Source organism: Streptomyces sp. NBC_00154, assembly GCF_026342835.1.
In the GTDB taxonomy this organism is placed as follows: Bacteria; Actinomycetota; Actinomycetes; order Streptomycetales; family Streptomycetaceae; genus Streptomyces.
In genome coordinates this window covers 960208-979347 of record NZ_JAPEMI010000002.1, presented here as the reverse complement: position 1 = coordinate 979347, position 19140 = coordinate 960208, and the positions used below count along the sequence as shown (strand labels likewise).

Sequence of the window (19140 nt, the reverse complement as noted above, 5' to 3'; positions counted from 1 at the left end):
ACGGTTCGGTCCACCACGACACGGAGACAGAACACCATGGCAGAAAGCGCAGGCCAGGCTGAGGAGCAGGTGCTGGAGCTGGACGACATCCAGGGCACTCTGCTCAGGCTGCGTCCTACGCCCTTCACGGGCGCGTACTTCTTGCTGCGCATCGATGATCCCGCCGACGGCCGTCAGATGCTCGCCCGCCTGGTACCTCACGTCGCCTCGGCGACCCAATGGTGGGACCCTCCCCATCGCGCGTGGCTGAGCGTCGCGCTGAGCTACTCCGGGCTGCGGGCGCTCGGCGTGCCGCAGGAATCGCTGGACAGTTTCCCGGACGCCTTCCGCGAGGGTATGGCAGCTCGCGCCGAACAGCTCGGAGATTCCGGCGACAGCAGTCCCGAGCACTGGGACGTCCCGCTGGGCAGCGCGGACGTCCATGTCGCGGTCTCCGTGTTTGCCCCGGACGCCGCCGCGATGGAGTCCCTGCTGGAAACGGCCCGCGAGACACTCAGGGACCTGCCCGGGGTGTCGGTGATCTACCGACTGGACGCCTCGGCGCTGCCGACCAAGCGCACACACCTGGGCTTCGTGGACGGCATCGGCGAGCCCGACATTGAGGGCTCCGGCGCGGCCAGCCTCGCCCAGCGGATGGGTGGCGGTGACTACGGCTATCTGCCGGGCTTCGGCCCCACCGTCAAGGCCGGCGAGTTCCTCCTGGGCTATGCCAACGAGTTGGGACGGCTCACGCCCATGCCCCAGCCCGACGTACTGAGCCGCAACGGCACCTACGTGGCCTTCCGCAAACTGCACCTGCGGGTCGCCGAGTACCGCCGCTACCTGAAGGACAACGCCTCATCGCCCGAAGAAGAAGAACTGCTCGCGGCCAAGATGGTCGGCCGCTGGCGCAGCGGGGCACCCCTGGTACTCGCTCCCGACCACGACGACCCGGCCATCGCCACCGATCCGCACCGCGTCAACGACTTCACCTACCACGAGCAGGATCCGGCCGGCCTGCGCTGTCCGCTCGGCTCCCACATCCGGCGGATGAACCCGCGCGACGCCCTGGCCGACTCCCTGGTGGACGTGAAACTGCACCGAGCGCTGCGCCGGGGCACCACGTACGGCCCCATGCTTCCCGAGGGAGAGCTTGAGGATGACGGCGTCGAGCGCGGCATCGTGTTCATCTTCATGGGAACCGACCTCGTCCGGCAGTTCGAGTTCCTCAAATCACGGTGGGCCAATGACGGAGATTTCGTCGGCCTCGGCAACGAGAAGGACCCGATCATGGGGAGCAATGACGGTACGGGCACCTTCACGATTCCCAAGCGACCGGTCCGCCGCCGGCTCCAGCAGCTGCCCCGCTTCGCCGTGACCAAAGGAGGCGAGTACCTCTTCATGCCCGGCATCCGAGGCCTGAACTGGATTGCCGAATGTGGTACCTGAGCCACGCCTGCGGGCCGAACCGCCGATTCCATCCGTGGCAGCGCCCAACACTCCTGAGTCCGAGAAGGGATTCCCGACATGACCGCGAACGCGCAGACCCCCAGCCGCCCCGGCCTGAAGGAAGGCAAAACCAGCGAGTTCACCCTCTTCTTCAACGTCAAGCCCGGCCACGCACAGCAAATCCGCGACTACTTCCAAGGGATAGACCACCAGAAGATGAGGGTCCTGGCCGACCGAATCGGCACCCTCCACGACCTACGGTGGGTGCTCTTCGACGACGACACCCGCCTCCTGTTCGCCAGCAACTTCGACGGCGACTGGGACGCCTACATCGACGACTTCGGCGCGCTGATCCCCGACGTTTTCGACGCCATCCTGCAACACACCGAGGACTACCCGGGCATCAAGGATCCCAGCCTCAAGGATTTCGTCATCGCCCACCAGGCCACAGCGTGCAATTACCTCCGCGCCGCCCCCGACGCAACCATCACAGACATCCAAAAGGCACTACGCGTCAACAAGGCGTTCCAGCAACTGCTCGACGCGGCCAACTGACCTGACCGTGCTGACCCACCGATGGCGGACTCGCCTTCAGCTGCCCTGCGCAGGCAGCGCCCCAAGGACGAGGAATCCGCAACAGCGAGCCCTTGCGCACCCTCGTGCGTGAAAAGCTCACCGAGAAGTGGCCACCCACCAGATACCCCGACACCTGGCCCGCGAATACACCGCCGAGCCGACGATGCGAGTCTGTCCGGAGACGGTCTGCCGGGCCTTGTTCGCCGGCTACCTCGGCCGCCGGACGGGCAAGCTCCGCACCGGACGGACGCGACGCCAACGCCAACGCCAACGCCGCGGCGTCCCTACCCTGAACAAAATCAAGAACATGAAGCTGATCCATCAGCGGCCCGTCAAGGTCAACGACCGCAAAACCCCTGGTCAGGGAGGGCGACCTCATTATTGGGCGCGGCCAAGGCTCGGCGATCGGCGCTCTCGTCGAGCGGTCCACCCGCTACGTCCAGCTCATCCACTTGCCGGACGGGTGGCAAGCGCCTCAGGTCCGCAACGCGATCGCCACGCAGACCGCCCGCATCCCTGCCCAGCTGCGAAAGACCCTCACCTGTGATCAGGGACGCAAACTGACACTGCATGAGGACATCGAGGCCCTCGCAGGCTTTCGGATCTACTTCTGCGACCCGCACTCGCCATGGCAGCGCGACACGAACGAAAACACAAACGGACTGCTCCGTCAGTGCTTTCCCAAGGGCACAGACCTGTCCGTTCACACCGAGCAGGACCTGCAAAGGGTCGCACACCAACTCAACCACCGGTCCCGCCTCGTCTGGGCGACAAGACTCCCGTCGAAGCTATGCTAGGACATGCTAGGACGGCTCACAGGCCCATTTACCAGGTGATTCGCAACCACTGATGGAAACCGCCCGTCCCAGTCCCCAGGTGTCCAACATCAAGGGGAAGCTTCAGGGAAGCTCCCGGTGAGCATGTCGCGGAGCCGGTTGAGCAGGCGGACGCGGTCGGCGATCAGGTCGCAGCGGTGGCCGGTCAGCAGCGCCAGGTCCGCCGCCAGCTGGGCCGGGACTTTGCACCCCGTGTAAGCGTCCTCCCAGTCGACGCGAGGGTGTTCCGAAGGCCAACGAGGACGCCAAGCGCAACCCGGGGGTGTTCCAGTCGTCAACGACATGGCACAGATCAATCCTGCGCTCTCCCCGCCGACGCGGTGGCGTGCGGTCATGGGTCGAGCCGGAGTTGAACAGGTCCTTCCCGAGTAGGCATCCTCGGGTGCTGGCTTGCTGTCCAATTCCGGGAAGACACAACGCCGGCGTGCGAGCGGGCCGAGGCCAGAGTCCTAGCGTCATGAGAGGCCCCCGAGGACAGATCCGGAAAGGTGCAGGAAGATGGAATTGAAGGCTACGTGGTCGTCAGGTTTCTCGGGCAGCGGTTTCCGCGTGGCCGTGAACGCAGCAGTTGACCGCGTAACAACCCGTCGCACCGTAAGCGGGTTTGAGCAACGAAGCGCTCGGCAGTCTGAAACATCTGGGAAGGGTACCGGTCGGGTGCTGACCGCCGAGGAGTTCACCGTGCACAAGGACCACTTCGGGGAAGGTTGCGCCCCGGCCCACGGCTCCCCGGCAGGTACCGTGCATGTCCACGACACTCCCAAGGCTGCCCGCCCAGGCGGTTGGGTCACCAGTGTCGCTGGCCCCACTCAACTCGATCGCCGCCCTGACCCACGCACCCGGAGGTAACCATGGGCAACGTTCTCGGTGACGTGCTGGGTTTTGCGGCTGGCGTCGCGATCAGCCCGATCTCCATCATCGCAATCATCCTCATGCTTGCCACGCCTCGGGGACGTCTCAACGGACTTCTGTTCACCGTCGGCTGGATCCTGGGACTCTCGGCACTCGGCGCGGTGATGCTGGTGATCGCTTCTCCCGCAGGTGCCTCCGCCCACAATCATCCGGCCACCTGGGTGGGAGCTCTCAAGCTCGCTCTGGGCGTGTTCCTCGTCCTCTTCGGCGCCCGGCAATGGCACCGGCGTCCGAAGGATCCCTCGCAAGCCCAGCTACCGAAGTGGATGGGCGCGATCGACCGCCTCACGCCGGTAAAGGTCTTGGGGCTCGGACTGGCCTTGTCCGCGCTCAACGCCAAGAACGCCCCGCTGACCATCGCCGCGGGCGCTGCGATCGGCTCAGCCGGGCTGCCGGTCGGGCAGCAGATCGCATCGCTGGCGATCTTCGTCCTGATCGCCACCCTCGGCCTGCTGGCCCCGCTGGGAGTCTTCCTGCTCGGAGGCGAGCACGCCAAAAGCACGCTCGGCAATTGGAAAGACTGGGCAGCCCACCACAATGTCGCCGTGATGGCGCTTCTGTTCTTCGTGATCGGGTTGAAACTGCTCGGAGACGGCATCTCCATCCTGACTTCCTGACAGACTTACCCACGCGTGGGGGTAGGGTCCGATCACAGACGTGCAACAGGGAGAAGGTCAGCGTAGCGGCTTTGGGCTGGAGCTGCTTTGGCGCGAGTGATCACGGCCCGTAAGCCTCCGGTGCGTTGGGCAGTCTGTGGACCTGCCCGGTAAGGCACGACGTTGGGGCCATGATCTTCGAGGCTCGCGCCAACGTTCCTGCGTAAAGCCGCGGAGCCGACCGCAGCCACGGTGTACCCCTTCTCTGACAGCCACTCGACTGCGGCGGACTCTTCGGAAGGCTGCTGCTGGCCGCCCTCGGCATGGCGACGGAACACCAGGGCGACGATGCCCCGGGCCGTGATCTTGTTGACCCCCTCCACACCTGGACCGCATGCTGAAGCGGCGTCCCGGTTATGAGTGACCGCTCCGGTTGACGTCAAGAGTAGATATCAAAGGCCTCCAATCGTGATCGGTTGGGGGCATTTGTACTGGTGGGTGCGGACGGTTTCGAACCGGCGACATCTGCTTTGTAAGCCTGGCATCGGTCACGCACTCGTTTGAGCTGGTCAAGCGGTGCACAACGGCGCTGAGCTCGTCGGCGCGTGTCTGAGCCCCGACGCGCCCCGATCGACCGTGGCAGACAGCTCGTTCTGTCTGGCACGAATCTGGCATGCCCGCCTCCACGGAGTCCGGCAGGCCATGGATGGACGCCGGGGCAGACATCCACCGGGCTCAGCTGCGCGCAGCAACTTCATCGAGCGGACCTTCGGCTAGACCCGCCGCCGGGCCAATGTCATCGACCGCATCCCCAGCGAGCCCACCTGCGCCAGCCTGGTCTGGGGCCGTCCTCGACCGGGCCTCGCGGCCGGCGCGACTTCGCCATGACCCCTCTCCTGCCGGCCTCCGCTGCCTCCAAGACGTCCGCCGATCCCTGCCCGAACCCCCGACGTCGATCAGGCGAATCGCCGCCGAGATCAACGACACGCTCACGGACGCCGCGTAATATCCGCTCATCGGCACCTACCTCGTCGAGCTTTCGCACCGCTCCGAGGACACGACCGTGTGAACCGGAGGCCGCTATATGCGCATCCCGAAACCACTCCGCTCCCTGGCCCCGGCACAGCGGCGACGGCTGACCTTGTTGGCGCTCGTACGCATCCTGGCCACCTCGCTCGGCCTGGTCGCGTTGTACTACCTCGCCCCGCTGCAGCTACTCGAGGAGTTGTCGGTGCCGGTCCCAGCGTCGTTGTCCGTCGCGCTGCTGGTCCTTGCCGGAGTCGTGGCCTGGCAGGTCCGTTCGATCACCCGTGCCGACTACCCCGCTGTCCGGGCGGTCGAGGCACTCTCGGTCACCACACCGCTGTTCCTGCTGCTGTTTGCCGCGGCCTACTTCATCCTCGCCCAAAATAATCCGGCGCACTTCAGTTCTCACCCCCTCACCCCGGATCCACCGGCTGGATGTCTGTGGATGACTCTCGCGGAAACGAGAAAGTGCCTTGTGACCTGCAATGCCGGTGAGTTAGCGCGTCGGTGCAGGTCAGGTGGGGTGCTTGGTGACTTTGAGTGTGTAGCGGACGTTACTGGGAGTGCGGGTCTGGTCCCGTTTTCTGACCTCGAAGGTGTTCTTGGACGGCTTCTTGATGCGCTGGCACTGCCGGTTGCGCCGGGGCGGCAGGAGGGCGGCCAAGAGCTCTGTGGTGGCTTCGCGGCGGGCGGCGGCCAGTGTGGTGACGTCGGCTGCGGCCTGGGCGGCGACGGCCAGCCGGGCGAGCTGCACCGTGACGGTGAAGGAGATCCGGTCAGGATCGGTCCCGCCGTGTTCTGCCGCGCGCGTCTGCAGTGCGCATAGTGCCTGGTAGACGGTGAGAAGGGCGTAGATCTCCTGGTAGATCAGCTCGGGCGCCTTGGAGCGCAGGATGAATCCGGCGCCGCGCAGGCGGTTCTTGAGTTCCGCGAATCCGTTTTCGATCTCCCACCGCTGGTGATATGCCCTCGCCAGCTGGTGGGCCGGGGCGAGGCGGTGGTCCAGCAGGCTGGTGACCAGCCGGAACGTCTCGGTGCGGGGTGGGCCGGCCTGTGGGTGGATGGTCACGGTGTACTCGATGATCCGTACCAGGTGTCCCCGGGGCGGCTCGGTCAGGGTGCGTCCGGCCGCGCGGGCCTGACCGTGGCGGATGTTCTCCGCGGGCGTGCGCATGATGGACAGGTAGGACCCGTCGGACAGCACCCGCAGCGGCACGAAGACCAGGTTCTTCTTGATCCGCCAGGCCAGGTGGGCGCCGGTGGCGCGGGCCAGGCCCCACAGCTGGTATCCGGCGAAGTTGCGGTCGGCCAGCAGCAGCATGTCCCCTCGCAGGGAGGCCAGCAGCCGGCGGGCGAGCTTGTGCTCGCTGAACCTGGCCACGGCGTCGAAGGCCGCGTCGACCAGGGCGTGGGTGCCGCATTCGGTCAGGGCCATCAGGCGGACCTGTGGGTGTCCGCTCTGGTTGACACCACCCTTGCCGGTGAAACCGAACTCAGCAGCGTTTGCCGGGGTGTCGGGGACATCCAGCGCGGTGCCGTCCCAGGCGACCAGCCGCAGCCCGAAGGCGAACGCGCCCGGAGTGACGGTCGTGGCCAGCGTGCCGCACCGCCGCTCGAACAGCGCCTGCAGCGGCTTGTCGCCCAGCCGCTGCCGGGCCCGTGTCAGGGCCGAGCTGGTGGGCAAGCGCTGCACACACAGGCCTGGCAGATGCCGCAGCTTCTCCGTCAACGTGCGCAGGACCGACCGGTATCCCGGCGGCCCGGCACTGTCGGAGCTGCTGAACAGGCACAACGCCAGGATGAAGTAGACCACCGCCCGGGCGGGCAACAGCCGGCGGCGACGCTCGCCGCAGCCGGTCAACTCCACGACCTCGTCAACCAGTTCAGGGCTGATCTCCTCGGTCAACACGCCGAGACGGACGTGCTCGCCAAAGCGCCGGTCCGTGGGGGTCACCAGCCTGTTCAACGGGGCCTGGCTGCCCTCGGTGATGGCAGACGACATGCGGACGATGGCACACTGAGTACCCAACGGAGTTCCCTCGCGGACAGTCGGATCTTGGTCGATCTTCTGTCCTACCGGGAACTCCGTTGCCGTGTCCCGGCCTCCGCCGACACGTCACCAGAAGTGACGGATCACGCAACGTCACCAGGGGATATTCCCAACCAAACCCCGCACTATCAAGTGTCTGACCTGCACCGACGCGCTAACTCACCGGCATTGTTGTGACCTGCGATGATGGGGTTTCTCTAGGACCACATCAGGCACGATCGACAAGGCACTTCCGAGATGGAATCTTCCCATGCCGCCGCGAAGGTCTCTGCACGGTTCGATGATCCGAATCTGGTCGGGTACGGCGGGCTGGAACCGTTGGTGCGCCTGGCCGAGCGGTGCGGACTGCCCGCTCTGGCCAGCGAACACGTCCGATTGCCGGTCTCGAAGGACGGCACGGGTGCCTTCCCCGCGGCGAAGCTGATGTCGCTGGTGGGCGGCATGGTCGCGGGCGCGGACAGCATCGATGACATGGACCGGTTGCGGCACGGCGCTCTGCCGCGCCTGTTCGCCGGGGTGCGGGCGCCGTCCACGCTGGGCTCGTTCCTGCGTTCCTTCACTCACGGGCACGTGAAGCAACTGCACGCGGTGGCACGGAGGTTCCTGCCCGAACTGGCCGCGCACACCGGGCTGCTGTCCGGCGCCGAATCGGTCGCCTATGTGGACATCGATGACACGATCCGCCGCACCTACGGCTACGCCAAGCAGGGGGCGGGTTACGGATACAGCAAGGTCAAGGGCCTCAACGCGCTGCTCGGGATCGTCTCCACACCCCTGTCCGCCCCCGTGATCGCCGCCACCCGCCTGCGCAAGGGCCCGACCAACTCCGCACGCGGGGCCGCCGCGTTCGTCGCCGAGACCATCCGCACGGCCCGCGCCAGCGGCGCTACCGGACTGCTCATCGTGCGGGCCGACTCCGCGTTCTACGGCGCCGACGTCATCAACGCCTGCCGGGCCCTGGATGCCCGATTCTCCGTCACGGTGCGGATGAACGCCTCGATCAAGGCCGCGATCGCGGGCATCAACGAAGCTGCATGGAAAGCGATCAAGTATCCCAAGGCGGTGTGGGACGAAGAGGGGCAGTGCTGGATCTCGGACGCGGAGATAGCCGAGACCACCTACACCGCCTTCACCTCCAAGCCGAAGAAACAGCAGGTCACCGCACGCCTGATCGTGCGCCGCGTCAAGCGCCTCAACCCCGGGGCGATCCCCGAGGGGCAGGACACGCTTTTCGACACCTGGCGCTATCACGGCGCGTTCACCAACTCCCCGCTCTCCCTGGCCGATGCCGAGCGTGATCACAGGCGTCACGCTGTCGTGGAACAGGTGATCGCGGATGTGAAGAACGGCCCGTTCGCGCACGCCCCCTCGGGGCACTTCCAGGCGAACGCGGCCTGGCTCGCCCTGGCCGCCCTCGCGCACAACCTGACCCGCGCCGCCGGCACCCTGGCGTCCGCCTTTCACGCCAAGGCGACCACCGGCACGATCCGCGACCACCTGATCAACGTGCCTGCTCGGCTGGCACGTTCGGCCCGCCGCCTCACTCTCCATCTGCCCGAACGCTGGCTCTGGCGGGACGACTTCACCCAGTTCTTCGACCTCGCGCACGCGCCACCACCCGCCGTCGAGAAGCCCTGACCACCCGCCCGCAAGGGCCTGAGATCTCCGAGCATGTGGAAGAGCTGGGCAGACCAGCGGGCACCCCATACCCGAATCCGCAGCTCAACCTCGGACCACCCCCGAACCACCCGAAACGATCACTCCGAAATCAAGCCGGTGGATCCGGGCTCACTCGCACCGACACGCTCTACTTCGCGGTGTCGACGTTCACCACGGTCGGTTTCGGCGATATCACCGCGACCAGCGAAGCCGGCCACCTGATCGTCACTGCCCAGATGCTGCTCGATCTCCTCGTCCTAGTACTGCAACGGTGTTTGTTCTGACTGGTGGGCAGGTGTTATGGGCTGTGTCCGCGTCGTTTGTGGTGGCTGGCGCGGGCTTGGTGTTGTCGTCTGCGTCGCCATGTCGACCAGTGCAGGATGTGGTCGACAGGCGGGGGCTGCCGGTGGGTGAGGCGAGTGATCAGGCGTCTGATCTCGGCGAGGCTGAGGTGGATGAGCTGGGAGGATCCGTTTCTGCTTTCTCCGTATCGAGTTCGCGGGCCCGCAGGACAGTCAGGCAGGCATGGACGGCCATGGATAGCGTCACGTGGCGATGCCAGCCGGGATAGCGGCGGACTTGGTAGTCGTCCAGGCCGCACTCCTGCTTCGCGGTCTGGAAGCATTCCTCAACAGCCCACCGGCTGCCTGCAATTGAGATCAGTTGGTCCAGCGTGGTCCCGGCGGGACAATAGGCGATGTAGTAGGAGATCTCCTCGGGTCGGCTGACACTGCGGCGGGCGATGACCCAGTGCCGGCGGTCTTCGCGATGCCAGGGCCGAACCTCGACGCGAGCCCAGTCATAGACCCGCGGGCCGTGTGCGCCCGCGCCGCACGAACGGCGTTTCCACTTCTGCCGTGGCAGGCCGGGGAACAGGTCATGAACGGGATGGTCCATGGCCCAGCGGGTGACGACGGTGTCGTGCCGGGTGGTGGCCATGACGTGGAAGACATCGGCCTGTTCCAGCTCAGAGCGCCAGCCCTTGCTGTAGCCGTACCCGGCGTCCGCCGTCACCCATCCGAACGGGATCTTGTCGCTGATCGCCCGGCGGACCATCGCCTTGGCCATGGCCACCTTCGTCTCGAAGGCGACACTGTCGTCGATGCCGGCTTGCCGGCACCGTTCACGGTCGTCGGTCCAGGACGTGGGCAGATACAAGCGGCGGTCGATCAGCGTGCGTCCGCGGGCGGTGGCGTAGGCGAGGAAGACGCCGATCTGGCTGTTCTCGGTGCGTCCGGCGGTGCCGGAGTACTGCCGTTGCACGCCGGCCGAGCGGGTCCCCTTCTTGAGGAAGCCGGTGTCATCCACGATCAGGACAGCGTCCTGATCTCCGAGATGTTCCACGACGTAGTCGCGCACGTCGTCCAGAACCTCGTCCGCCTCCCACTCGATCCGGTTCAGTAACCGGTGAATGCGGTCAGGGCCTGTGTGCCCGGCTTCTTCCGCGAGCGTCCAGCCGTTCTTCCGCTCCAGCGGAGCAATCAGTCCTCGCATATACGCGAGCGCCGAATCCCGCGGTTCCTGCCGGTTGAACCGGTGCACCAACCGCTCGTGCACGGCACTCAGTTCCCCGGCCCACAACCTGACATCAGCAAGGTCCCCACCCATAACCAGACCAACGACGAAGCTGGCCACCAGTCACGGCAAACACCGTTGCAGTACTAGTAGTGCTTGGTCAGGTCGGCTGCGGTGGTGCGTGTCCTTCTGGCCCGGTGCGGCGTTGGGAGTGTGTGACTCCGGACGAGATTGCTGTGGTGCGTGGTGAGTTGGAGGCGTTCGCGGCGGAGGTGTTCGAGCCGTTCGCGCGGAAGGATCAGCGTCGGTGGGGGCAGGTCTACCTGCGGGGGCTGCTGACCGACGGGCGGCGCAAGTCGGTCGAGCCGATGGCGGCCCGGCTGGGTGAGGACGGGAATCGGCAGGCGCTGGCCAATTTCGTGACCACCAGTCCCTGGGATCCGGCGCATGTGCGGGCCAGGGTGGCCTGGAGAATGGAAGCGGCGATCCGGCCGTCCGCGCTTATTTTCGACGACACGGGGTTCCTGAAGGACGGGACCGCTTCGGCGTGTGTGTCGCGGCAGTACACCGGCACGGCGGGCAAAGTCACCAATTGCCAGGTCGGCGTCTCGCTGCACCTTGCCTCGGATCATGCTTCGGCGGCGGTCAACTGGCGGCTGTTCCTGCCCGAGACATGGGACCCCCACTCGCCAAAGGCCGATCCGGACAAGGCCGCCCGGCGTGCCGTCTGCCAGATCCCCGAGGATGTCGGGCACGTGGAGAAGTGGCAGCTGGCTCTGGACATGCTCGATGAGACCCGCTCGTGGGGCATCGAGGTGCCGCTGGTCATCGCTGATGCCGGATACGGCGACGCCGCCGCGTTCCGGCACGGGGTGCAGGCCCGCGACCTGAACTACGTGGTGGGAATCTCCAGCACGCTGTCGGCCCAGCCCGGCGACGCGGTGCCGGTGGCCGAGCCGTACTCCGGGACCGGACGCCCGCCGGTGGCCAAGTATCCCGACAAGCCGCGGTCGGTCAAGGAGTTGGTCATCGCGGCGGGGCGGAAGGCCGCACGAGGGGTGCAGTGGCGGGAAGGCTCCCGGCCCGGCACCGGCCGCTCCGGCTTCAAGCGCATCTACTCCCGCTTCGTGGCCTTGCGCATCCGGCCCGCCGGACGTGAGGTCCGGCAGGCCACCGACGGCCCGGAGCTGCCGGAGTGCTGGCTGCTGGCCGAATGGCCCGCCGGCGAGCCCGAGCCGGTGCAGTTCTGGCTGTCCGACCTGCCCTCCGGCATGCCTGTGACCACGCTGGTCCGGCTCGCCAAGCTCCGCTGGCGCATCGAGCACGACTACCGGGAGATGAAACAGGCCCTGGGCCTGGCCCATTTCGAGGGCCGAACCTGGGGCGGCTGGCACCACCACGTCACCCTTGTCTCTGTCGCGCACGCCTTCTGCACCCTGCAACGACTGGCCCAAGCCCCAAAAGACGCGGCGCCGGCCTGAGCCTCTACCAAGTCGTCCGCGAACTCCAGACCCTGCTCGCAGTCTGGACCGGCGCCTGCCCCACCTGCCACCGCGACATACCCACCGCTATATCGACCTGACCAAGCACTACTAGGTCTCGGCTTTCGACTCTTCTTCGGAGCAGTCCGGACCGGCGAGAGGCGGCTCGACACATCCACCGACGCACCCTCGTGAGACCGGATGCTCCGCAGTCGGCCAGCAGACAGCGCGCGGCGTGGCTGACCACCCGTCAGAGAATCGACGTCCGGAGTGCGAAACCTGACCGCCGCGGGATAATGGTGGGTGAGTGGACTGGACTTCAGACGACCTTCTGGCTGACCAAGCTCATGCTATTCGGCCTCTCCGTGAGTGGAACGCGGCATGGATCTACTGGCACGAGCAATTAAAGGGTCGGCGCTTCGCTGCCTTCACAGTTGAGCCGGAAATCGACACTCGGCGATGTGCTGAAATTTACCCATGGTCGTGACCGTGAATTCATGGAATCGCTGAAGGGTGCCGAGCTGTGAACTATGTAGTGAGCGTCACATTCCGGGCGATCCCCCTTGCCATGACGGCCGTCTGCGTCGGGTTTGGTCTGTACGTTTGGACTGCAGCAGGGGCGTCTGGGAACTTTGTCTCCGGCCGGGTGGTTACGTTTCTCGGCGTGATCTGCCTGTGCCTCTTCTGCACCGCCGCGACCATCATTCGACAATTGATTGGCCGCTACAACACTCTTGATAGGGTCGTCTATCCGACGATTGGCTACGTGGCGGCGGCGGGGACGGCCGCATACGGCGCGTACCTTTTCGTCGGAGCTCCGAGCACCGGCCTGAGCGAGCGATACGTGGCCGGTCAAGTTGTCTTCGGACTGGGATTGATCAATCAGCGGTTGCGTGGCGACGGTCGCGATGGTCTCCACCAAGTTCTCGCTCATTCCGGAGAACTCGCAGTCAGCCGCAGGACAACACCAGGTTCCCCCTGCAGCCTTCCCTCAGGCTGCCGTGCCGGTGCTGAGCGCCATACCCGTCGTGCTGGCGATCATCGCTTGGTGCTACTCGATCGAAAACTTGGCCATGTCGACCACGCCAGGACGGTTCACGGTAGGCCATATCACCGCCGGTCTGGCCGCAATCTGCACGAGCCTGATCGCTTTGGTCCTGACCATCCTCCGCCAGGTGCAAAACACATACGGCCAACGGGATCGGATCATGTGGCCCTGGCTCGTGATCGCCATGGGATCGTTCAGCCTGATCTGGGGGATCGTCGTCCTCGTCTTCGACAACAGGTCCTGCTTGACGCCTGGCTTCGTAATGATCGGGTTGGGACTTGTCTGCTTCAGCATTCTCAGCAAGGTGGGTTTGCTCGCCCTCGTGTGGCGCCGCACGTTCAGCCTTGCCAGTCGGGTGCCTTTGATCCCGATTCTCACGGCACTCGCCTGTCTCTTCCTGGCGGCGTTCGTGTTCCAAGTAGCGGTGGTAGCCGCACGAGTGCTCGTTGGGTTGGGAGCGATCTGCTTCTCACTCTATTCCATTGTCAGCATCCTCGAGAGCGGCACCTCATCCAGTGGGTGACCGAATAGCCGTCGACCCCAAACCGATATTCTTCTTTGGTCGCACATAACGCCGGATATCGGAAGCTTCGCCCGGCCTTCATCTCGGACGTAGCCTTGTACCAAGCCTCGGTCTCCCCACAAATGCCATGTTCAGCTCGCAGCGGTTTGGGCCGCGAGCGACCCAGCATAAAGGCAACTGCGTAGACGACCGCTGCGACAATAACGATGGAAACGACGAAGACCACGGCTCACTGTTCTTCCTCGGCGTGTTCTGCGGCGAGGAAGGCTCCGGAACTGTTTGAATCGTCGGCATGACCAAGAGAGACGTCGCGGCCCTGTTCGGCAACCGATTTCTGACCGCGCCCGCTCCCTCGAGGACTTTCCCCGAGGAGGGCATGACCGCGACGGACGCGATGAGGCTGCTGGATGCCGACCTTGCCATGGAGGGCGACCCACAGCGCAACCTCGCCACATTCGTCACCACCTGGATGGAGCCGGAGGCGCAACGGATCATCGCCGAGAACCTCCACCGCAACTTCATCGACCACGCGGAGTACCCCATCTCCGCCGAGATCGAGCAGCGCTGCGTGCGCATGCTTGCTGACCTCTTCCACGCACCGGGCGATACCACCGGATGTCGGACCCAGGGCTCGTCCGAGGCGGTCATGCTCGGAGCGCTGTCGCTGAAGTGGAAGTGGCGGGAGCGCCGCCAGGCGGCCAACTTGTCGGTCGACCGGCCGAACCTGGTCTTCGGCGGCGATGTCCACGTCGTGTGGGAGAAGTTCTGCCGCTACTTCGACGTTGAGCCGCGGATCGTGCCGCTTGCCGAGGACAAGTACACGATCGGCCCGGAGGACGTGGAACCCCACCTCGACGAGAACACGATCGGCGTCGTTGCTGTCGTCGGCACCACGTTCACCGGTCACAAGGACGACGTCGTCGGGATCGACAAGCTCTTGCGGGAGGTCCGCAAGGAGCGGGACCTCGACATCCCGATCCACGTTGACGGCGCCAGCGGCGGCTTCGTGTGGCCCTTCCTCTACCCGGATTCGAAATGGGACTTCCGACTCGAGCAGGTCCGCTCGATCAATGTCTCGGGACACAAGTACGGCCTGGTCTACCCCGGCATCGGCTGGCTGGTCTTCCGCGAGGAGTCCGACCTGGCCAAGGACCTCGTGTTCTACGAGAACTACATGGGCAAGACCGACCCAACGTTCACGCTGAACTTCTCGACCGGCGCGTCGATGGTCCTCGCGCAGTACTACAACTTCGTGAGGCTGGGTCGCCCGGGCTACACCTACGTCATGAAGATGATGCAGGAGAACGCCCGCGCGTTGGCAGACAACCTGCATAGCAGCGGCCGCTTCGAAGTGATCGGCAGCGACCTCGAGCAGCTGCCGCTGGTCGCTTTCCGCCTCGCCGGCAAGCACGCCTACGACGAGTCCGACGTCGCCTGGCAGCTCTCGGCCGAGCGCGGCTGGATGGTGCCGGCGTACACGCTCCCGCCCAACGCGGAGCGGGTGAAGATCCTGCGTGCCCTGGTCAAGGAGACCCTGAGCCGTGACCAGGTCGATCGCCTGACCCAGGACATCGCGGACGCGTGTGGCACCTTGGATCGCAAGGGTGCGACCACCGACGCCGAGCGTGCGCAGGTCAAGCGCGGCACCGGCTACTGACGCCCACAACCGGCACCCCAGGGACGGGCCACGAAGTAGCTCTCTGCTGACGAGGAGCAAAGTTGCTCGTCGTAGGTGAGCAGGGAGCGCCGTTCCGCCGCTCCCCCTTCGGGCGGAAGTGGCGCCAGGCGTACTGATCACCGAGCGGGACGTCCGGCCACACCTTCTTCGGTGGGGCACTGACCCGGTTGGGGCACTCGTTGGCCAAGCCTCGGTACCCCTCGTCAACCTCGGCCCTCACCATGGGGCGCAGGCGGAACTGTTCGGCGATGCCCTCACTGCGTACGGCGGTCAGGTCGTGCATGCGCCCGGGTCGGGCCACTCCAGAGAACAGAGTGCGGCCCTGGGCGTCGCAGAAGGTCGTGGTCTTGATCGTGTTCTGCTTGCGTTTGCCAGACACGAACGCCTTGCGGCCAGGGTGTCACGCCCGAGGGCGGTGAACCTGAACCTCGGTGCCACCGATCCGCAGGTCCACGCCCTCGGCGTCGGCGTAGGCGAGGTCATCCAGGGTGCGCATACGGTCGGGGACGGCGAACCCGCGCGCTGCCAGGAGCGGACGGATCTCGCGGACCGCGCCGGAGATGGTGGAGCGGTCCACGCCCTACATCTGCGCCGGCGCTCCGTGGGGAAGCGCCAGCCGCATCACGACCAGAGTGACCAATACCTGGTCGACGAAGACGAATCGGTGGTCGGGCCGGGCTCCGGCGGCACGCCGACGCTCACCGCCGCGCCGTTCCTCCAGCGCCGACTCGTGCGCGGCCTGCCACTTCGGGGTGACCTCTTCGATCAGCTCGCCAAGACGTGCACGGGAGACACCGGACAGGGCGGCATGGGAAGAGGCGGCACGCGCCTAGTAGACCGTCGCGGCTAATTTTTGGGATAGAGGTGGCGCAGTTTGATGCGTGCGTCGTGGGTGGTGAACTGCCAGTCGACCTGACGTTGGTCGGTGTTGGTGGCGTTCTGCCAGGCCGAGAGTTCGGTGTTGAGGTTGTCGAGGTCACCGATCCGGCGGTCGAGGCATTGCCGGGTCAGCGCGGAGAGTTCGATCTCGGCGATGTTGAGCCATGACCCGTGTTTGGGCGTGTGATGGATCTCGAGGCGCTGGGCCAGGGCGAATGCTTCTTCTGGTTCGAATGCCTCGTACAGTGAGGCGATGCCGTGGGTGTTGAGGTTGTCCATCACCAGCACCACGGATTCGACGTCGGGGTAATCCACGCTCAGCAGCTGCTTGACCTGGCCGGCCCAGTCGATCCGGGTCCGCTGGGACAGCGCCTGGACTCGACGCCACCCGCGAAGGGGTTCGACCCACACGAAGATCGAGCACGTGCCGCAGCGGATGTACTCGCTGTCCTGGCAGGCATCGCGACCAGGGCGGGCCGGGAGCGGGTCGCGGACATGGTCGAGGAGCTGGTAGGGCTTCTCGTCCATGCACACCACGGGACGTGCCGGATCGTAGGGCCGGGCATAGATGGCCAGCACGTCTTCCATCCGGGCCGCGAACTCCGCGTTCGCTCGCGGTGGGATGGTCCAGCACTTTCTCAGATGAGGACGCAGTTGCGTTTTTTAAGACCCGCCCGATGGTGGAGTGGTCCAGATCGGGGATGTCCTCGACCAGCGCGACGTGCTTCTCCAACAGCCGCAGCGACCACCGGGCATAGCCCTGGGGTGGCTGTGAGCACGCCATCGCGATCAGCCGGGCTTCGACCTCGCCGGTCACCGGCGAGGGCACCGGCGGGAGGTCGCGCTTCTTCCGCGCGATCGTGGCGTGAACATCGCCACCGGTCTCGGCGAAACGCTTGGCGACCAGCCGCAACGTCTCACCGGAGACACCGAGCCGGGCCGCGATCGCCTCCTTGGTGTCCACCTCACCCACCGAGCTGTCCAGTGCAAGCAGCACCCGCGCACGCATGATCATCGAGGCCCCACGAACACCCGTCGTGGTCACTCGGACCAGCTCCTCACGATCCTGCGCGGTCAACCTGACCGGCCGCTTCTTCTGCGAACCCACAACAACAGTCCTATCTGGCAAAGGGGAAGGAATCTGCCAGACACCAACCTCCCAGTCAGGTGCACCATAACTAAGCGGCGACACGCTACTAGCCTCAATACCGGGACTCTGTTGGTGATCTTGTGGGGGTCAGGTGACGGCGGTGCAGAGGGCGTGGAAGTGGCTGGGTGCTCGCCGGGGGCGCGTAGGGTCGGCGATCCAGTCGGTGATGCGGGTGACGTTGCAGGCCAGGCCGGTCAGTACGTGCTGGACGTGCGTCTTGGGCAGGCCTCGGTAGCGTGTCCGGCGCAGGCCGCAGGTGCGGACGTTCTGGGAGAGGGTGGCTTCGATGCCGGCGCGGATCGCGTAGCGGCGCTGCCAGTCTTCGGTGCGCTGGTCGAGGCGGTTGCGCTGCTGGATCTCGTGCAGTTCGCGGGTGGGCAGCAGTGCGAGCGAGCGCGGACCACTGACCGCCTTGGTGCACTGGGGTCGGACGGGGCAGGCCAGGCAGGTGGCCTTGTCGAACTTGACCTGGATGTAGTTGTGGCCGCTGATGTGCAGGGGACGCCACTCGCGGCTGACGGTGCCCTGGGGGCAGGTGGCCTGGCAGCGGTCCCAGTCGATGGCGAAGGCGGCCTTGTCGAAGCCGGCCCCGCTTTTGGCCTGGTGGCTGTGGTCGGGCACGACCGGGCCGAGCAGGGTGATGCTGTGTACCCGGTGAGCGCGTTCAATCTGCGCGGGGCTGATGTAGGCGGCGTCGACGGCGTGCTCGGCCGGGATGAGGCCGACCTGGGCCAGATCGTCGTGGATCTGGGCGGTGAGTTCGCCGTCCTGGACCGGGGCGATCGTGGTGGCCACATGCACGACCACCTCCGGCAGGTCTGACGTGCACGTCTCGGTGAAGTGAGTGCGGTAGCCGGACCAGGCGGTGTCACGTTTGACGCAGTAGTGCGCGTCGGTGTCGTACGGGGAGTCGAACCGCAGCGATGCCGGAGGCAGCGCGTGTCCGTCGCGCCAGCGCAGCCGCCCGCGGGTATCCCAGACGTAGTGGTGCACCCAGACCTGGCGCAGGATTTCCACCTGCGCCAACGCCCGGAGCTGGGGAGGGGCGTCGGCCGCCCACGCGGCGGCCAGGACCTTGTGTCCGTCCCGGCCGAAGGTCTCGGCCAGCGCGGTGACCCCGGCCTTCCCGCCGGGCACCTTGCCGATCTCGATCTTGCGCCCGTAGCGCTTGTCCCACTCCGGCTCGACCAGCGGCAGCAGCCAGTCCGGGTCCGCCTGGGCGAGCTGCTCGAGGGCGGCCCGCAGGCTCTCGCCGACCAGCTCCAGCCGGCTGAGCGTGCGCACCGCCGCAAGCACATGGGTCGCATCCGTGCGTTGCCGACCGCCGGATTTAAGCAGCCCGGCCTCGGTCAGCCGATGCAGCATCACTCGCAGCAGCCGGTCGGCCGCGTCGTCCTGGGCCAGCCTGGCCCGGAACTCGCACAGCACCGAGTGGTCGAAGCCGGGATCGTTCAACTCCAGGCCCAGGGCGTACTTCCAGTCGATCCTGGTGCGGACCGCGTTCGCGGCCGCGCGGTCCGAGAGGTTCTCCGCGAACTGCAGCACCGACACCAGCGCCAACTGCCCAGGTGACAGTCCCGGACGACCGTCCTTCGGATACAGGTCAGCGAACTCGCCGTCCTCGAACACCACATCCAGCCGGTCCCGTATCAGCATCGCCGGCGTGCCCTTCGGACACGCCGCCCACGCCGTCACCATTGTCCGCGTCGGTATGCGCTGGAAACTCCTGGCCCGCAAGGACATCTCCGCCCCTCTCCCCGAAACCACCCCGCTCCACTCCACT

The 19140-nt window shown here is 66.1% G+C and carries 15 protein-coding genes and 3 pseudogenes; 11 read left to right on the top strand and 7 right to left on the bottom strand.

The features are described 5' to 3' along the window. The first annotated feature begins 36 nt into the window (after positions 1 to 36). The 3 genes from OHA03_RS40945 to OHA03_RS48175 all read left to right on the top strand — a co-directional run bounded on the left by OHA03_RS40945 (position 37) and on the right by OHA03_RS48175 (position 2801). Positions 37 to 1428, top strand: coding sequence for a Dyp-type peroxidase (locus tag OHA03_RS40945; protein WP_267009035.1), 1392 nt, complete (start codon positions 37 to 39; stop codon positions 1426 to 1428). 78 nt (positions 1429 to 1506) lie between these two features. Next, positions 1507 to 1983, top strand: coding sequence for a hypothetical protein (locus tag OHA03_RS40940; RefSeq protein WP_267009034.1), 477 nt, complete (start codon positions 1507 to 1509; stop codon positions 1981 to 1983). A gap of 341 nt (positions 1984 to 2324) precedes the next feature. Next, complete coding sequence (locus tag OHA03_RS48175; protein ID WP_354006176.1) at positions 2325 to 2801, top strand: IS30 family transposase; 477 nt, start codon at positions 2325 to 2327, stop codon at positions 2799 to 2801. A gap of 104 nt (positions 2802 to 2905) precedes the next feature. Here OHA03_RS48175 and OHA03_RS40935 read toward each other — a convergent pair. Beyond that, positions 2906 to 3022, bottom strand: a pseudogene (locus OHA03_RS40935) (transposase); the annotation flags it as partial. Between the two features lie 669 nt (positions 3023 to 3691). On the opposite strand from OHA03_RS40935, the gene OHA03_RS40930 reads away from it, so the two are divergent. After that, positions 3692 to 4369 carry a GAP family protein gene (locus OHA03_RS40930; RefSeq protein ID WP_267009033.1) on the top strand — a complete coding sequence of 226 codons (678 nt, stop codon included), beginning with the start codon at positions 3692 to 3694 and terminating at the stop codon, positions 4367 to 4369. Positions 4370 to 5888: 1519 nt separating this feature from the next. Here the strand turns inward: OHA03_RS40930 and OHA03_RS40925 are convergent. Further along, entirely contained in the window at positions 5889 to 7376 is a 1488-nt protein-coding gene (locus OHA03_RS40925) for an IS4 family transposase (protein WP_267000869.1), read from the bottom strand. A 285-nt stretch (positions 7377 to 7661) separates the two neighbouring features. On the opposite strand from OHA03_RS40925, the gene OHA03_RS40920 reads away from it, so the two are divergent. Together OHA03_RS40920 and OHA03_RS40915 are read left to right on the top strand one after the other, a co-directional pair. Then, positions 7662 to 9062: an IS1380 family transposase gene (locus tag OHA03_RS40920; protein ID WP_267009032.1), complete on the top strand. Its 1401-nt coding sequence runs from the start codon at positions 7662 to 7664 to the stop codon at positions 9060 to 9062. Positions 9063 to 9097: 35 nt separating this feature from the next. Beyond that, entirely contained in the window at positions 9098 to 9367 is a 270-nt protein-coding gene (locus OHA03_RS40915; RefSeq protein WP_267009031.1) for a potassium channel family protein, read from the top strand. 139 nt (positions 9368 to 9506) lie between these two features. Here the strand turns inward: OHA03_RS40915 and OHA03_RS40910 are convergent, their stop codons facing one another. Beyond that, a complete protein-coding gene (locus OHA03_RS40910) occupies positions 9507 to 10691 on the bottom strand; it encodes an IS701 family transposase (protein ID WP_267009030.1) in 1185 nt (394 codons plus the stop codon). A gap of 122 nt (positions 10692 to 10813) precedes the next feature. Here OHA03_RS40910 and OHA03_RS40905 point away from each other — a divergent pair, with 122 nt between their 5' ends. From OHA03_RS40905 to OHA03_RS40895, 4 genes and pseudogenes are all read left to right on the top strand, one after another. After that, positions 10814 to 12079, top strand: coding sequence for an IS701 family transposase (locus OHA03_RS40905; RefSeq protein WP_267008511.1), 1266 nt, complete (start codon positions 10814 to 10816; stop codon positions 12077 to 12079). A 523-nt stretch (positions 12080 to 12602) separates the two neighbouring features. Further along, positions 12603 to 12950 (top strand): annotated as a pseudogene (locus tag OHA03_RS48170) (DUF2776 family protein); the annotation flags it as partial. A gap of 22 nt (positions 12951 to 12972) precedes the next feature. Beyond that, positions 12973 to 13650, top strand: coding sequence for a DUF2776 family protein (locus OHA03_RS40900; RefSeq protein WP_267009029.1), 678 nt, complete (start codon positions 12973 to 12975; stop codon positions 13648 to 13650). A 292-nt stretch (positions 13651 to 13942) separates the two neighbouring features. Continuing rightward, positions 13943 to 15307 (top strand): glutamate decarboxylase, encoded by a 1365-nt coding sequence (locus tag OHA03_RS40895; RefSeq protein ID WP_267009028.1) that lies wholly within the window; start codon positions 13943 to 13945, stop codon positions 15305 to 15307. Here OHA03_RS40895 and OHA03_RS48165 read toward each other — a convergent pair. After that, entirely contained in the window at positions 15285 to 15707 is a 423-nt protein-coding gene (locus OHA03_RS48165) for a transposase family protein (RefSeq protein WP_354006173.1), read from the bottom strand. The genes OHA03_RS40895 and OHA03_RS48165 overlap by 23 nt on opposite strands. A 36-nt stretch (positions 15708 to 15743) precedes the next feature. Between OHA03_RS48165 and OHA03_RS40890 the strand changes: the two genes are divergently transcribed. Further along, entirely contained in the window at positions 15744 to 16178 is a 435-nt protein-coding gene (locus tag OHA03_RS40890; RefSeq protein WP_267009027.1) for a hypothetical protein, read from the top strand. On the opposite strand, the gene OHA03_RS40885 is transcribed toward OHA03_RS40890, so the two are convergent. The 3 genes and pseudogenes from OHA03_RS40885 to OHA03_RS40880 all read right to left on the bottom strand — a co-directional run bounded on the left by OHA03_RS40885 (position 16175) and on the right by OHA03_RS40880 (position 19055). Next, positions 16175 to 16831 (bottom strand): IS630 family transposase, encoded by a 657-nt coding sequence (locus tag OHA03_RS40885; RefSeq protein ID WP_267009646.1) that lies wholly within the window; start codon positions 16829 to 16831, stop codon positions 16175 to 16177. The genes OHA03_RS40890 and OHA03_RS40885 overlap by 4 nt on opposite strands. A 100-nt stretch (positions 16832 to 16931) precedes the next feature. Continuing rightward, positions 16932 to 17216 (bottom strand): annotated as a pseudogene (locus OHA03_RS48160) (helix-turn-helix domain-containing protein); the annotation flags it as partial. 228 nt (positions 17217 to 17444) lie between these two features. Next, on the bottom strand, positions 17445 to 19055 hold the full coding sequence (locus OHA03_RS40880; protein ID WP_267009632.1) for an IS1182 family transposase: 1611 nt from the start codon (positions 19053 to 19055) through the stop codon (positions 17445 to 17447). Positions 19056 to 19140 lie beyond the last annotated feature (85 nt).

Coding starts and splice junctions, on each gene's coding strand:
- OHA03_RS40920 (WP_267009032.1), top strand. CDS start 7,662: ATGGAATCTTCCCATGCCGCCGCGAAGGTCTCTGCACGGTTCGATGAT.
- OHA03_RS40880 (WP_267009632.1), bottom strand. CDS start 19,055: ATGGTGACGGCGTGGGCGGCGTGTCCGAAGGGCACGCCGGCGATGCTG.
- OHA03_RS40910 (WP_267009030.1), bottom strand. CDS start 10,691: ATGGGTGGGGACCTTGCTGATGTCAGGTTGTGGGCCGGGGAACTGAGT.
- OHA03_RS40945 (WP_267009035.1), top strand. CDS start 37: ATGGCAGAAAGCGCAGGCCAGGCTGAGGAGCAGGTGCTGGAGCTGGAC.
- OHA03_RS40895 (WP_267009028.1), top strand. CDS start 13,943: ATGACCAAGAGAGACGTCGCGGCCCTGTTCGGCAACCGATTTCTGACC.
- OHA03_RS40925 (WP_267000869.1), bottom strand. CDS start 7,376: ATGTCGTCTGCCATCACCGAGGGCAGCCAGGCCCCGTTGAACAGGCTG.
- OHA03_RS40940 (WP_267009034.1), top strand. CDS start 1,507: ATGACCGCGAACGCGCAGACCCCCAGCCGCCCCGGCCTGAAGGAAGGC.
- OHA03_RS40930 (WP_267009033.1), top strand. CDS start 3,692: ATGGGCAACGTTCTCGGTGACGTGCTGGGTTTTGCGGCTGGCGTCGCG.